Consider the following 15,030-nt stretch of genomic DNA (forward strand, 5'->3'; position numbering starts at 1 on the left):
CCGCAACCAAAGGTGCGACCCGCCAGGGGGCATCGAGTGGCTGCTTAGTTGTGAGCGTGCAGCGCTTCGTTCAGTTCGATGGCCGATTTGTGGGTTTTGCACTCCACGGCACCGGTCTCGGAGTTGCGGCGGAACAGCAGGTCCGGCTGGCCGGCCAGTTCACGCGCCTTGACCACTTTGACCAGTTGGTTGTTCTCGTCCAGCAACGCCACTTTGGTCCCGGCGGTCACATACAGGCCGGACTCCACGGTGTTGCGGTCGCCCAACGGGATACCGATACCGGCATTGGCGCCGATCAGGCAGCCTTCGCCGACCTTGATCACGATGTTGCCGCCACCCGACAGGGTGCCCATGGTGGAGCAGCCGCCGCCCAGGTCGGAACCCTTGCCGACGAACACGCCCGCCGATACACGGCCTTCGATCATGCCCGGGCCTTCGGTGCCGGCGTTGAAGTTGACGAAACCTTCGTGCATCACGGTGGTGCCTTCGCCGACGTAGGCGCCCAGGCGCAGGCGGGCTGCGTCAGCGATACGCACACCGCTCGGCACCACGTAGTCGGTCATTTTCGGGAACTTGTCCACCGAGAACACTTCCAGCAGCTCGCCTCGCAGGCGCGCTTCCAGCTGGCGTTCGGCCAGTTCAGCGATGTCGATGGCGCCCTGGCTGGTCCACGCCACGTTCGGCAGCTGCGGGAACACACCGGCCAGGCTCAAGCCGTGAGGCTTGACCAGGCGATGGGACAGCAGGTGCAGCTTGAGGTAAGCCTCAGGCGTGGAGGTCAGTGCGGCGTCTTCAGCCAGCAGCGTCGCGACCAGCGGGGTGTGGCTCTCGGCGAGCCGATTGAGCAGCGCGGCTTGGGTCGCATCGACATTTTTGAGCGCATCAGCCAATTGCAGCGCCTGGCTGATGGTGAACGTGATCGCTTGATTGCCTTCGGTGTAACCCAGGATCGGCGCGATGGCCGCGACGATTTCAGCCGACGGGTTGAGCAGGGGCTGTGCGTAAAACACTTCCAGCCAAGCACCTTGGCGGTTCTGAGTGCCGACGCCGAAGCCCAGGCTGAACAGGGAATGGGACATGCTGTTACCTCTACAAAAATGGAAGGCTGGCCTACTTGAGGGCCGCCGAATAACTATCTGGCTTGAAGCCAATCAGGGTTCTGTCACCGAGATCGAGCACCGGGCGCTTGATCATCGAGGGTTGTGCGAGCATCAACTCAATGGCTTTCGACTGATCGAGATCGGCTTTGCGTTCGTCTTCGAGTTTGCGAAAGGTGGTGCCTGCACGGTTCAACACCACCTGCCAACCGTGCTCGTTGCACCATTGGGTCAAGTGTTCGCGGTCGATACCGGCCGTTTTGTAGTCATGGAACTCATAGGTCACCGCATGCTCATCGAGCCAGGTGCGCGCCTTTTTCATGGTGTCGCAGGCTTTGATGCCGAAAAGGTGCAAGGTTTTGCTTGAAGCAGTCAAGGAATTGCCCTCCTCTGGACGAATGAAAAATGGAAGATCGCGGATTATGCCACGCCCGGCGCGTTTCGGCTCCGCTCGTCAGCAGGATGCGACGTTTGTGTAAGCGCCAGTGCGCGGTACAGGCGGGTAACATAGCGGAGTAATAAGGCACTTCAACGGCCAGTTGTTGCCTGATGTGTGTCATTGCAAGTCGATTGTCCGGGAACCCCGCGTTATGCAAACCGCCTACACCGTTCTTATCCTGCTGATGCTGGTCAGCGTTTCGCGCCTGGTCGGGCGCATTATCCCACTGCCGTTGCCGTTGCTGCAGATTGCCGCCGGGGCCTTGCTGGCCTGGCCTACGTTGGGCCTGCACGTGGCGCTGGACCCGGAGCTGTTTCTGTTCCTGTTCCTGCCGCCGTTGCTGTTTTCCGATGGCTGGCGCATGCCCAAGCGTGAATTGTGGCGCTTGCGCGGGCCGATCCTCACATTGGCGGTGGGGTTGGTGCTGTTCACCGTGGTCGGTGCCGGCTACTTCATTCATTGGCTGTTGCCCTCGATTCCGTTGCCCGTGGCCTTTGCCCTGGCAGCGGTGCTGTCGCCCACGGACGCCGTGGCGGTGTCCGCCATTTCGCAGAATCGTTTGCCCAAGCCGCTGATGCACATGCTTCAGGGCGAGGCCTTGATGAATGACGCATCGGGCCTGGTGACCTTCAAATTTGCCCTGGCGGCGGCGTTGACCGGTGTGTTTTCGCTGGCTGATGCCAGCCTGACTTTTGTGCTGGTGGCTGTAGGCGGGCTGGCGATCGGGGTGGCGTTGAGCTGGTTGGTCGGCCGCCTGCGCGCCTGGATGATTGCGCGGGGCTGGGATGACCCGGCGACCCATGTGGTGTTCATGTTGTTGCTGCCCTTTGCTGCCTACGTACTGGCTGAGCGCCTGGGCGCGTCCGGCATTCTCTCGGCGGTGGCGGCAGGCATGATGCAAAGCTGGCTCGATCTGTTGCCGCGCCAGACCAGCACGCGCCTGCTCAACCGCAGCGTATGGTCGTTGCTGGAATTTGCCTTCAACGGCTTGATCTTTTTGCTGCTCGGCCTGCAGCTGCCGGACATCATCAAGGCGGTGGTCAGCCATGAAACCACGCTGTGGCCCACCTTGATGTATCGCTGCCTGGAGGTGATGGCGATCTTCCTGGTGCTGGTGGTATTGCGCTTTATATGGGTGCAGAGCATCTGGCGGCTGTCGGGTCTGCTGCGCAGGCTGCGCGGCAAAAGTGCGCTGACCCTGGTACCGACGGCCCGTTCCTGCTGGTTGTTGACCGTTGGCGGTGTCCGCGGTGCGGTGACGTTGGCGGGTGTGATGTCGGTGCCCTTGCTGCTGGCACCGGGCCAGAATTTCCCCGAGCGTGACCTGCTGATCTTTATCGCTGCCGGGGTCATCCTGTTGTCCCTGGTCGCGGCCTGTATCGCCCTGCCATTGCTGCTGCGGGGTGTCGAGAAAGGTCCGGATGAGAGGCGCCATAACGAAGTGCGCGAGGCCTGGAAAAAGACCGCCGTGGCGGCGATCCATGCGCTGGAGGTCGAAGAACCCGCCGAAGCCGAAACGCCGGACGCCGCTCAAGCGGCATTGGCCACCGAGCTCAAGGCTCGACTGATGGCGGAGTATCGTCATCAGTTGGACGTATTCAATGACTCGGCCGAGGCTCAGGCATTGGCGCTGCAAATGGATCAGTTGGAGCGCAGGCTGAGGCTCAAGGCACTACGCGCGCAGCGCCTGGAGCTCTACCGTTTGAGTCGCCAGCACCAGATTGGCGACGATGTACTGCGCGAAGTATTGGCGGACCTGGACATGAGCGAAGCGAACTTGGGAAGTGTCAAGTAGTGGTGGGGCTGATCATTGCCAGGATGCTTGAATTGAGCAGTTTGCCCACGAAGGTTTTATCTTCTGGATAAAGCGACTGGATGAACGTTTTATCGTCTTCAGACAATTTGAAGTTACGCGGGATGGGGGGGGCACTGTTGAGTCTTGAAGCAGAAAAGCCATAGTGCATGATGGATTTGTCATCATAGTTTGCAGAGGCCTGTACCTGGTGACGTGAAAAAGTCCTGACGATATCGTTATCGGCCTCATAGCTGAATCGCCCCCGTTTTTCGTATTCGTCGTAGATGTTCTCCCTGTTTAAGTCCAATGTCCGGTCAGGGTGCTGATGCTCATGTTTGAGGCCCAGGGCATGGCCGAATTCATGCTGGATTGTGGCGGCAATACTAGCGTCAGACCGTGTGAAGCTGATGCCCATGGTGGGCCTGGACAATGGAACCTTCTTGGCGTCGGTACCCACTTTTGACCATCCAGGGCCGGTGTCATTGTCTACCGTGATGCGTATATCGCCGTCGGGACTGTCAATGAACTTGAAGTAGAGATTGGTGTGCGGGGCCCATTTGTTGATGTTGTGCTTTACCAGATCCTTTTGTTCCTGCGTCATGTTCAGTCGCGAGATGGTCAGCACCGAATGTTGAGGCCATAGTTTGTCCGGCATGGCGACGCCGCGTTTACTTCTACTCAGAGGTGCGCTCATGACGTGCGCAGGGGCGGGGTTGGCTGGAATCGTGAGGGGCATGTCGTTCACCTGAGTGTGTGTACCAGATGAGCGTGGGTGGAACATTTAAGAAGCTTTGTTCCCATTTATGGGTTGCAAGATACATCAGCCATGACCGCCCCACGTTGTGGGAGCGGCGACCCATGCGCTTAGATCAAGACGCGGCTGATGGATGAGTGAGGCGAACCTTGGGCTCAAGAAATAGCAGGCGTCGTTTTTGGGTAGGCCTTTTTGGCCCAGGCTATGTCTTCGTCGCTCAGCGTCCAGCTTTCGGATTGGCCCCAGCCTCCATGGGTGAGGGCGGGATTGATTTCATAGTGCATGACCGAGTCGCCATCGTAGGTCGTGAAGTCGTATTTGCTGGACCGAGGCAAGGGAAGCAAGTTGCGTTCTACCTCTTGCTGGCTGAGTCCGACCATACGATTGACCTTCTCCATATCCCATGGAATGTTGGCGTCGGGGTGTTGATGAGCATGATGAGCGCCAAGCATATGGCCGAACTCGTGCCTCACTATGTAAGCGAATCTGGGATGCCTATGGTCCCGTGGGAGCGCCATGGTGGGGTGCGCTGGAGATCTGTCGAGTGCGTCCGTGCCTATGGCTGAGCTGCCTTCGGAGTTGTTGTTCACATTTTGTGTGATACGAACATTGCCCTCTTCTCCAGCTACGAACTCGAACTTCAGATTGATATGGGGCAGCCATTCGCTGGCGGCTTTTTTGACGGCCAACACATATTCATCGTCCATGTCGTAGTCGTACATCGCGATTTTTATCGTGCTGTTTTGAGGCCAGTATTTGGCTGGCTCACCAATATTTCGCCGGCTTCTGGAAAGGGAGTGTGCGCTGCCCGTATCATCTTCGATGGACGGGGTGGTTTGGTGGTGTAGAAAAACGGGCTGGGAAGCGGGATTTATCATGTGATCTTTCCTGCGATGAGAATGGACGAATGTATTGGCTTATTCATCCACGTCGCAGGAACGTTCCTAACGTACTGTTAGAGTATGTAAGCCCGCGTTTATCTGAGGTAAACACGGGCTGGGTGTTCAGGAACGACGTTGAATGAAGTCCCTGACCCGTTCAGCCGCTTCCACACACTCCGCCAGCGGTGCAACCAGCGCCAGGGTTGAAACCGTCCACGTCACGCGACAGGTATGAGCCCGGTACCACAGTCAGGTGTTCTTCCACGAACAAATCGCGGCAAAAGGCGTCGTCGTCGCCATTCACACTCGGCCACTGATAGAAATCACCGTCCGGGCTTTGCTTCAAAATGGCTGCGTACCAGTGTCGAGAAGAGCCAGGTACGGATGATGTCTTGTTCGCCGACAAAACTATTCGGTTGACCACGTTGCTCTGGTAGATACCCTGGTGGCGTATCCAGATCTGATTACTACGGAATAAGAACGACGCAAATGAATGTGGTGGGCGAAGGCATGTATTGATTTTTTTATCATAGGGAGTATCAGTTTAATAATCCGGTCAGGAAAGCTTGAACAACGGCGGCAGTCTTATTCGATGCGCTCAATTTTAATATGGAGTTTTTGATATGAAAGTTAACGGTGTTTTCTGAAATTGCCAATAGGCAGGAGATTTCAAAAGAGGTTTTTCCACTGCCTGTCCATTTGAGAACCTCCTTTTCACGAGACGTGAGCTTCACTTCGTGGGGATTGGCGAGTCGGGTACATATGCGTCTCGAAAGTGTGATGTGAGCCACATTAACCAACCAACGCATTTTTATTTCATTGGCCTCCAGTTCCAGGCGAGTGATGGGTTGTGAAGAGCGACTGAGCGTTAACATGCTGGCAACACCCGCCGCGTCAGTGATCGATTGTGCCCACCCGACCTTCAGCCCTGCCGCACGGGCCTCCTCCCAAAAAGCCTTGGTGTTGCGAAAGAGTTCATCGCTCCATATCAACGGTTCCTGGCTCTGTCTCCCTTTAGCAACGCTCGGGTCGATAGCCAAATAGTTTTCGGACTCGTAGCGCCTTTGCCACTGCTGAGGATAGTTGTTGAACATGACGACTTTTTCCTCGGGAAAAATAAGCTGTAGCCCGTAAGCGCAATACTCGAACTCAAGCTTCACTGCAGTATCTTGAATGTGTTTGATTATCTGTGATTCGGACAACTTTGCGTCCGTTATCATCAGTAAATCTTCTTGCCAGTTGTTCATCAATGCACTCATCGTAGTTTTACCTTGCCACGCATCGGGGGACGCCAAGCAGCGCCGTAAATCTGATCAGTTTTACGATAGAAATCAAATGAATACACAAGCTGCTAAAGAGGCATAATCCTGGCGCCATAAAATTATTTTGAGTGGAAATGCTCCCTATTTGAACTCGACGGTCAACTTGGCTGACAGCGCTTTATTGGGTGAAGAATAATGATTTCGGATCATTAGTGTACCTACCAATAGTGGTAGTTACAGAAGGGATCCACTTTCTATAGATTGCCGATGAGTCGATGCAACGCGACGCCTGGAAGAGTCGAAAGTCCGGATGTGCGGCCAATGGAATATGAACGATTCAATGGAGGGACCTGCCCGTGCTTAAGAAAGTACTTGTCAATGTTGAGGCGACTCCATCGTGCCCTGCTGCCTGCAGTATGTGTCCCCGTTCGGTGATCAAGGACTATGGTTTTATCTCGCTGGAGACCATGGATAAGATCGTTTCTCAAGTAGATCCATCCTATGTATGGGAACTGGACCTGGCCGGCCGAGGTGAGCCGACCATACACCCCGAGTTTCATGAACTTCTGAGAATGATGCGGCGCTCGGGGGTATTAACTGATGTGACGACCACCGCCGTTACTTTCAATCAGCGCAATCTGGACGCGTGCGTACAGAATGTTGATGTCATACGATTGTCTGTCAGCTCCATTCAAAAAGAAGTGTTCGACAAGGTCCATATCGGCCTGAACCATGAAAAAATCTGGAGAAATATCGCAGCGTTGGCTGAGGCCGCTGCCGATAAAGTCATCGTCCACTTAACGGGCGGACCGTTGATCTACAGCACCTTGCCGCAAACCGTGGCACACCTGCGCGCCCTTGGTTTCAAGCGGATCTATTTGTTTCCTCTGTGGAATAGAGGAGGGGACATCAATGCAAAACTGGAAAGTGAATATCGGCAAAAGCTGGTGCATGAACTGGATTTGAATTTGTCTGAAAGCGAATACAAAACCGGTATGGGCAAGGTCAAGTTCATGCTGAATGCCGTATTGGGAACCTTGGAAAACAGGAACTTCTGTGCCATTGGCGACGGCAGTGTCAGCGTGAGCTATAAAGGCGACATCCTCGGCTGCTTCCAGGATTTTGGACACGTGTCCAATATCGGCCATATCGACAACGACAACCTGAAAAAAATAGTTAAAAGCAGAGTCAAACAGCTCGGCAATATGGCTATTTGCCAAGGATGTAATTCACGCAAGGCCGTGTTCAAGTTACCGATGTTTTTGACCAATTAGTCAGTGCATAGGCACCGGTAGACAAGGCGATACGCTGTGAAAAACCAGGAAATTGATTTTCTATTGTTAAACTGTTGCAACTTGCCTTGGCGGCCAATATATCCGTACGCCTTTGTACAGATCAGTGAAATCGCCAGACGATTTGACCTCAGTGTCAGACGCATTGATCTGTTATACGTTGAGCATTGGTATGAATACCTGAAAAACGTGATAAAGACCCAGCGCCCAAAAATGATTGGGATACACCTGCGACAAGGAGATTCGCTTGACCTCTCCAATTATGATGTGGTTGACGGAGCACCGGGCAGCTTCTTTAGAACCTACTTCCCGGTTGAAGACAGTAAAAGGCTGATTCGCTTAGTCAGGGAACTGACGGATGCACCTATTATCATGGGCGGTTTTGGTTTTACTACCCATGCCAGGAAGTTGGCTAATTACCTTGAGATTGATCTTGGGTTGCAGGGATGTCCGGACGGTTTTTTCCGTGCCTTTAATGACACGCTATCCGGTCGCAATCTTGGGACAATACCTGGGCTGATTCACAAGAACGGCGCCGAGTATATCTATAACGATGTGGGCTTCTATAAACCCGCTGAAACCACAGAGTATCGGCCTGAAATCGTCAGTGAGATCAAGGCGTTTTATGGCCCCGCTTTGCTGTCTAAAACGCCGCCGACAATCGCCGTGGAAGTATCACGTGGGTGCCCTTTTCAATGCTATTTTTGTGTCGAGCCCGACGTCAAGGGCAAGCGAATTGATAAGCGCAATCTTGATGTCGTTGAGGCCGACTTAGAGTTTCTGTTAAAAAATGACCTGTATGATTTTTGGTTCATTTGCTCGGAGCTAAATATCGGCGGTGCCGGTTTTGCTTTGGAACTGGCTGAGCGCGTCATTAGACTCAATGAACGTTATAAAAAACGTCAGATCAAGTGGTCGGGGTATTCCCTACCTTCCTTGGGTTACGACGAACTGAAGACGATGATGCGTGCCGGTTACACCGGTGCAATGAACGATATTCTTTCTTTGGACGAGGCCAATCTAAGGCGGGCGACGGTGCCTTACAAAAGAGAACAGGCAGTAACGTTTCTTAAAAGCCTGTCTTCGATTCGTGCAGAAATTCATGAAGAAAAGAATCGTAAGGTAAACCAAGATACGAAATTCACCGCCAGCGCGCCGATAGAATATTCAAACCTCATATCCTTTTTTCTCGGGAATGCTCATGCTGATAAATATACGATAGCGCGCACGCTGTCATTCCTGGAGGAAAGTGGCTTAACCAATAAATACGAAGCCGGCTACGTCATTCCGAGCACGCGGGTATTTGGTATCGGCAGAACAACGGAATTTGTTCAAAGGGACACCACCTATTCATTTGACCGTGAAGGGGTTATTGCAACGGACTCGAAGTGGCCCACGTTCCATTTTCCAAGTTTTTTGGTGGACGCCTTGGGAAGCCGAGAAGAGATTTACAGCTTCTTTAGCTATGTCTCGAACACGTTGATGTGCCAGGCACACCGAAAAAACAAATCCTTCAGCGAGTTTTTGGTGTTGTACCTGGATCAGTATATCGATGACTGTTCAATGCATTGGAAAGCCCTGGGTCGATTGCTGGAGGAGGACACGCAAGTGGAGCTTACAGCCAGTGAGGTTAAGGCCAGACTGGTCGCGGTGGCTAAAGATGATAGAGCATCACAGGAGGGTATCTACCATGCCTGGCTGCTTGAATTGTTCTCTGAGCACCTTGATAGCCTGCAACCGATCATTTCGTTGTTTGGGCAGCAGCACTTCACCGGGGCCGGGCTTAAGTCCAGTGACTATAGGTTTACCCAACTGTTTTATGAAAAGTTTTCCAGTTCGGGGGATTGGCTGAGTGTCGCTGTGAAGACAGATCCACTAAAGCTTGGTTACGCACCTCTCTTTATGCGTTACATCGAATATGCAATAGGTCTTGTGTTTAGAAAAGAATACAGGAATTTATTATTTGAGCTTTGATATGGCTTGGCATGGAGCTTATGTGATGTTAGTGAATACTGTCTCGTCTCTGCGACTGATTGAGCAACTGAGCGAAAGAGTTCCAGCGTGGGCGTTGAACGGTCTGCAGGGGCGGTATCATTGGCAACTGGAAACGGGGCTCAGGCTGAGCACTGTTGATGTGACTGACACGCTTTGCTGGACGGCGCAGGGCGCGGATAGCCCCTCACGAGCTAGGATTATAGTGAGCGAAGATGCCTTTCATGCGTTGGCGAATAAGGCGGATGATCCCTTAACCCTGTTCAATACCGGTAAATTGAACATCGTGGGTAACATCGACGATCAGGATGTTGAAGTCGATGTGATGAAACTGTTGAATCTGATATTCAATAGCGGGGTTGTTGATCGTCAGCGTATTGCACAGTTAGAAACTCACAGCGTTCAAGGCAAAGATTTTTCAATGTGTCGTTCGATTACAGGCGAAGATAAGATTGAACCCTATCTGGCGCGTGGCGAACCCGTTATTGTAAAAAAGGCAGGCGTTACCTGGCCCATCTTCAATATGTCTGTCGCGCAACTGGTGGACACGGTGGGGATGCTGGATGTGAGTGTTCTTGTTGAAGAATATGATTTGGAAAAAGGCAATCCACCGAAGTACCTGAAAGCCACGTTTGCCGAATACATTAATAGCTTGTATACCTCCGCATGCGCGGCTGACGGCTACATGGCGGCCAATACCGTGCCGTCGGTACTCGAAGATACTTATTGTTTTCCAAGCGTTTTTGAACGCGAAGTATTTAATAGCCCACGGTGGTGGATTGGTCCAGCCAATACGGGGCTGAAGTTGCACAGGGATATGGTGGACAATTTTCTCGTACAACTTAAGGGTCGAAAAAGAATACGCTTATATTCACCCAGTGAAACGCGCTTTCTCTACCCTGCGACCGTTGGCGGAAACCTGATGTATGAGCCTAGTCGAGTGGATCCTGATCATTATTCGACAGAGAAGTTTCCAGATTTCAAACAGGCTGTTTATACAGTATGCGAATTGGAACCAGGCGATATGCTGTATTTACCGGCGGGTTGGTGGCATCACGTATTGAATCTTGAAGTGTCCTGGTCACTTAACTTCTTCGCCGTGAATGGCGAGCCCAGAGTGCTGTCGGTTAATCGTGGTAACTATGAGAGTGTGCAGCTATGAAGAGCGTGAATAACGGCGACTTGATGGATTCGAAGGAGGTGGCACTGTCGACCCAGGCTGGATTTGATGTCGTGCCTGGCAGCCTGGACCGTTCTCCCGAGCTAAACGATCCGTCTTATATGCTGAAGGACCCCTTGGGGGTGACCACACTCGCCTTGGAAAAATATGGAAATATCGTTTACTTGCCGGGTATAGAGGGTTACCTCATTGCGGATGCCCCGTTTATCGAGGATATGTTGATCACCCATGAGCGCTTTTTTTCCAAAAGCGCTGAAACCATGGAAAAGATTAGCCCCGCCATTGGTAATGGTCTTTCAACGTTGATCGGTGACGAGTGGAAGCGCCAACGAAAAATTGCCAACCCCTCATTCAGCAAACGCAGTGTCGACGCATTCGGCGACGTCTTTCATGAGTGCATCGATGAAATGTTTGATGAATGGGACGCTCAAGGTGCCGCCGTACTCGATGCAACTCAAGAGATGAAAAAACTCACTCTGAGGATTGTCATCAAATGCCTTTTTTCCACCGATATCTCGCGTTTTACAAATGATGTAACAAACGCCCTTGAGGTTTTGCAGGAGTACTCTCTGTTAAAACTGTGGTCGCCAGCCAGCATTACCGCCTCTAATGAAGAGGCTTATGAAAGTGCCAAGGAAAAAATAGACTCGATTATTTACAAAATTATTCGCGATCGTCATCAACATAAAGATGTTCAGCACACCGACTTGTTGTCGATGTATATGTCTGCTGTCTATGAGGATACCGGGCAGGGGATGACGGATATCCAACTCAGGCACGAGGTCATGAACCTGTTTTTGGCCGGCCATGAAACAACAGCCAATGGCGTCGCATTTGCGCTATATCTGCTCTCAAAACATCCGCAAGAGCAACAGCGACTTTGGTCCGAGATCGAGGCGGCCCTGGGCAACGGTATTTGTACATTGGAAGATTTAAAGCGCCTGGACTACACGGACTGCGTGTTCAAGGAATCGCTAAGGCTTTATCCCTCTTCATGGGGCATGAGTCGGGTGGTGCTGGAAGATTATCAATACAAGAATTACCTTTTTCCTAAAGGCTCTGACTTTATCGTCGCTCAATGGGGCTTACATCGCAGTGCCGAATATTGGCATGAACCCTTGAAATTCGACCCGGAGCGTTTCACGCCGGAACGAATCAAGCGAGTGCATAAATATGCGTATTTACCCTTTGGCGCCGGGGCGCGAAAGTGTATTGGCGTTCATTTGGCAGAGGCAGAGGGTAAGACGATTCTGGTGCGGATTGCACAACGTTACGAGCTTCGTGCAGTGGCAGGGTCAGAGCCGGTCTTGAAAGCTCGGTTATTTATGACGTCCGAGCCGGGCGTGTCCCTTGAGTTTATAAAACGTACCTGAGGTAACTGTATGCAAACAATCGCTTTTGCCGTTCCCTTGTCCAGCGATAAAAAGGAGAGATTCCTGAATTTCGCCAAGTTGATCAGAGATGAACGCAATGCTGAATTTCGCGCTTTTCTGGGGCGCATGGAGACCACCGAGGAACACTGGTTTTTGCAACAGTTTGGCGAGATGCAGCTTTTTATTTGTTATTTGGCTTCACCCGACTTGAAGGCTGCTTTTGAAAAGTTGGCCGTCTCCCAGCATCCCTTCGATAAATGGATAAAGCAGGAGAATAAAGAAATCTTCGGTATGGACTTTGAGTCACCCAGCGAGGATCCGATGCCTGAAGTTTTACTTCAGTGTCGACTTAACCCCGTTCATTCATTCAGTTGGTAATAAACATGAGCCTGACAGTCATTCGAGAACGTTACCTGGCCGCTGTGCGCGCTAAAGATTATAAGTCTCTGGCGTCTTTATACGCTGCCGATGCGATTCGCAAATCGCCTGGGCAGCCGGATCGTATTGGTGTCTCACAGATTCTTGAACACTACGAGGACTGGCAGAATACCTTTGTGGATATGCAATTGGCTGATCAGATGCTGTTTCTGAAGGACAATGTGCTCATCGCGGTTTGGGGTTGGAAGGGTAAACACGTCCAAGCTTACATGGGGGTGGAGCCTGAGCAAAAAAAAGTTGGACTGATCGCGGCAAGTCTGTTCTGGTTTGATAGCGACCTCAGGATTACCAAAGAACACACTTATGAAGACCCTTACACCTTGCTTATTCAGCTGGGTGCTATTGACGACCAAGGGCGTGAGGTGCCTTCGTTAACCGAGCCGTGCCAGATATACGACTGCAAAACGCTGAAACCGCAGTTTGAGAACCTGGCAAAAATGCGTCATTACAACGAATTGTTACTGAGCAAGCAATTGGAGCCCTGGCTCGATTGCATGAGTGAAGACATTGAGTGGGATGACCAGATGGTTCCAGGTCTGGCTGTAGGCAGGGAGCATTCGCGCGATGATTTCGTGATGCTTGCCGAAGCTTTTCCCGATGCGTCCATTAACATGACCAATATGTGGTCGGTGGGGAGCTTCGTCATTCACCAAGGCATTTTCACCGCTACTCACAAGGGCCCGCTCAAAGGCATTCCCGCCTCACATCGTGTCGTCAACGTGGACAACATGGATATCGCTTATTTCGATGGCGAGGTGATCCGCAAGGGATGGACGTTCGGCAATACATTGGATATGGGTTCGCAAATGGGGTTGGGTAAATGATAAACACCACTATGAAGTTGATCGGTAACGAAAATAGCGCCTGTACGCGCAGTGTTCTTATGGTGCTGAAGGAAAAGAACATCCCGATTGAATTTATCAGCATCGACTTGAGCACGGGGGCGCATAAGTCGGATGAACATTTGGGCTTGAATCCGTTCGGTAAAGTCCCGGTACTGGTGCACGGTGACCTGACGCTTTACGAGTCGCAGGCCATTAATCGTTATCTGGCTGCCATATTGCCCGGCACTCCATTGGTACCTGAAGCGCAGGAAGATATTGCCAGGATGGATCAGTGGTTAAGTGTAGATTCCAGCTATTTCACACCGCAGGCTTTCGCGGTGGTATGGCAGAAAATCTTTTTACCCATGTATGGTGGAGAGACTGATTTAGCGGTGGTGAAAGAGGCGGAGGAAAAGCTCGACGCTATTTACGCCGCCATCGATCGTGCCATTGGTGAGGAGGGCACTTTTCTTGTGGGGCATTCGCTTTCGCTGGCAGACTTGGCGTTTGTTCAATACACGGATTACATCCTCAAGGCGCAAAGCGAAAGCATTGTATTTAAATATGAAAATGTTCGTCGCTGGTGGTACAACCTCACTCAGCGTGATTCGTACAAGGACCCCTTGTCGGTCATTCTCTGAACTGCCCTTGGTGCGCTTTCAGCGCACCATACTCATGATGAATCATTAAATATAAGCGCGGAGATTCTGCGATGAATACTTCAGTCAGCACTCGTCGTTCGGTCATCCTGTGGATGTATGAAAATGATAACGGCCATGTTCCCAAGCGAGTGCTGTGTCAGTTGCTTGAGGACAAAGGGTTTGTCGTTTTTTCCGAGTTTGATATGCGCGAGTGTTATGTGATCTCAGGCAAGGTTTATTCAGCCTGTGGGCGTTGCCTTAGTGATTTTGATGCACTGTTTCATATGAATGCCGATGAACAATCTGCCTACCAGGCGGATATTCTTCGGGCACTCCAAGATAGTGGGGTGGCAGTGGTGAATGAATGCGTTTCGTTTTTCAATTGCCGTGATAAATTCAAAGCCAATCAGTTGTTGCGCAAGCAGGGTGTTACCGTTCCGGATGCTGCGTTGCTGGGAACGTCGGTTGCGGATTCTGTTATTCATGAGTTGTTTGCGCGCTGGGGGAGTCTCGTTTACAAACCGCGCTCAGGGCACGGTGCGGTGGGGATCATGCGCTTCGTGGATGCCGAGCAGTTCATTGATTTTATTCAGGCCACCGGCCATTTTCTGTCCGATTATTATGTTGAGCAATACATAGAGTTCGGTGATTACGATCGCCGTGTCGAAATTTTCAACGGCGAGTTGATGGGCGGCTACAGTCGCAAGAAGAAACACAGTTTTAAAACAAATATATCTGCTGGCGGCGAAATGACGCCTCGAATTCTGGGAGGCGAAGTGGAAGTGGCGCTTGAGGCCGCCAAGGTCTTGGGGATAAATGGAACTATCGTCGATATGGTGCAATCCGCTGTGGATGGGAAATTCTATGTGCTTGAGGTGAATCCTCTACTAGGGATTTTTGTAGAGTCGGCAATGCGTGCAGGCACCAAGATGCCTGATACCGAGCCGGATCAACGCTATTCATATGACAGGTTAAAGTTGGACTCCATCGCCGATTACATTGATACATTGCCGGTCCGCGCTGATCGATAAATTCCATACTGCGCGCCTTTCGCAACGTGCT

Annotated in this window: 14 protein-coding genes and 1 pseudogene; 9 read left to right on the forward strand and 6 right to left on the reverse strand. The window is 51.8% G+C overall.

The features are described 5' to 3' along the window. Positions 1–44 precede the first annotated feature (44 nt). Together dapD and BFP93_RS12400 are read right to left on the reverse strand one after the other, a co-directional pair. Positions 45–1,079, reverse strand: coding sequence for a 2,3,4,5-tetrahydropyridine-2,6-dicarboxylate N-succinyltransferase (dapD, locus tag BFP93_RS12395; RefSeq protein WP_065886081.1), 1,035 nt, complete (start codon positions 1,077–1,079; stop codon positions 45–47). 31 nt (positions 1,080–1,110) lie between these two features. Further along, on the reverse strand, positions 1,111–1,419 hold the full coding sequence (locus BFP93_RS12400) for an arsenate reductase (protein ID WP_232790536.1): 309 nt from the start codon (positions 1,417–1,419) through the stop codon (positions 1,111–1,113). A gap of 268 nt (positions 1,420–1,687) precedes the next feature. Here BFP93_RS12400 and BFP93_RS12405 point away from each other — a divergent pair, with 268 nt between their 5' ends. Beyond that, positions 1,688–3,331 carry a Na+/H+ antiporter gene (locus BFP93_RS12405; RefSeq protein WP_065893351.1) on the forward strand — a complete coding sequence of 548 codons (1,644 nt, stop codon included), beginning with the start codon at positions 1,688–1,690 and terminating at the stop codon, positions 3,329–3,331. On the opposite strand, the gene BFP93_RS12410 is transcribed toward BFP93_RS12405, so the two are convergent. The 4 genes and pseudogenes from BFP93_RS12410 to BFP93_RS12425 form a co-directional block, all read right to left on the reverse strand. Beyond that, entirely contained in the window at positions 3,324–4,067 is a 744-nt protein-coding gene (locus BFP93_RS12410) for a M12 family metallopeptidase (protein WP_065893352.1), read from the reverse strand. The two genes, BFP93_RS12405 and BFP93_RS12410, sit on opposite strands and share 8 nt — an antisense overlap. A gap of 173 nt (positions 4,068–4,240) precedes the next feature. Further along, a complete protein-coding gene (locus BFP93_RS12415) occupies positions 4,241–4,963 on the reverse strand; it encodes a M12 family metallopeptidase (protein WP_065893353.1) in 723 nt (240 codons plus the stop codon). 126 nt (positions 4,964–5,089) lie between these two features. Beyond that, a pseudogene (locus BFP93_RS12420) lies at positions 5,090–5,306 on the reverse strand (succinyldiaminopimelate transaminase); the annotation flags it as partial. 199 nt (positions 5,307–5,505) lie between these two features. Beyond that, a complete protein-coding gene (locus tag BFP93_RS12425) occupies positions 5,506–6,225 on the reverse strand; it encodes an autoinducer binding domain-containing protein (protein ID WP_065893355.1) in 720 nt (239 codons plus the stop codon). A gap of 359 nt (positions 6,226–6,584) precedes the next feature. Between BFP93_RS12425 and BFP93_RS12430 the strand changes: the two genes are divergently transcribed. The 8 genes from BFP93_RS12430 (at position 6,585) to BFP93_RS12465 (ending at position 14,999) form a co-directional block, all read left to right on the forward strand. Beyond that, the gene (locus BFP93_RS12430) at positions 6,585–7,502 is read left to right on the forward strand and encodes a radical SAM protein (protein ID WP_205928375.1); all 918 of its coding nucleotides are present in this window, start codon (positions 6,585–6,587) and stop codon (positions 7,500–7,502) included. Between the two features lie 36 nt (positions 7,503–7,538). Further along, complete coding sequence (locus tag BFP93_RS12435) at positions 7,539–9,494, forward strand: hypothetical protein (protein ID WP_083203240.1); 1,956 nt, start codon at positions 7,539–7,541, stop codon at positions 9,492–9,494. Then, positions 9,484–10,674 carry a cupin-like domain-containing protein gene (locus BFP93_RS12440; protein WP_130138517.1) on the forward strand — a complete coding sequence of 397 codons (1,191 nt, stop codon included), beginning with the start codon at positions 9,484–9,486 and terminating at the stop codon, positions 10,672–10,674. Before BFP93_RS12435 ends, BFP93_RS12440 begins: the two co-directional genes overlap by 11 nt. Next, entirely contained in the window at positions 10,671–12,065 is a 1,395-nt protein-coding gene (locus BFP93_RS12445; RefSeq protein ID WP_205928376.1) for a cytochrome P450, read from the forward strand. Before BFP93_RS12440 ends, BFP93_RS12445 begins: the two co-directional genes overlap by 4 nt. Positions 12,066–12,074: 9 nt before the next feature. Further along, on the forward strand, positions 12,075–12,443 hold the full coding sequence (locus tag BFP93_RS12450) for a hypothetical protein (protein ID WP_065893358.1): 369 nt from the start codon (positions 12,075–12,077) through the stop codon (positions 12,441–12,443). Positions 12,444–12,448: 5 nt separating this feature from the next. Next, entirely contained in the window at positions 12,449–13,327 is an 879-nt protein-coding gene (locus tag BFP93_RS12455; protein WP_065893359.1) for a nuclear transport factor 2 family protein, read from the forward strand. After that, complete coding sequence (locus tag BFP93_RS12460) at positions 13,324–13,968, forward strand: glutathione S-transferase family protein (protein ID WP_083203242.1); 645 nt, start codon at positions 13,324–13,326, stop codon at positions 13,966–13,968. The genes BFP93_RS12455 and BFP93_RS12460 overlap by 4 nt, the downstream gene beginning before the upstream one ends. Positions 13,969–14,039: 71 nt before the next feature. Then, a complete protein-coding gene (locus BFP93_RS12465; RefSeq protein WP_083203243.1) occupies positions 14,040–14,999 on the forward strand; it encodes an ATP-grasp domain-containing protein in 960 nt (319 codons plus the stop codon). The last annotated feature ends 31 nt before the right edge of the window (positions 15,000–15,030 follow it).

The organism is Pseudomonas sp. 44 R 15, assembly GCF_900004965.1.
Lineage (GTDB): Bacteria > Pseudomonadota > Gammaproteobacteria > Pseudomonadales > Pseudomonadaceae > Aquipseudomonas > Aquipseudomonas orientalis_A.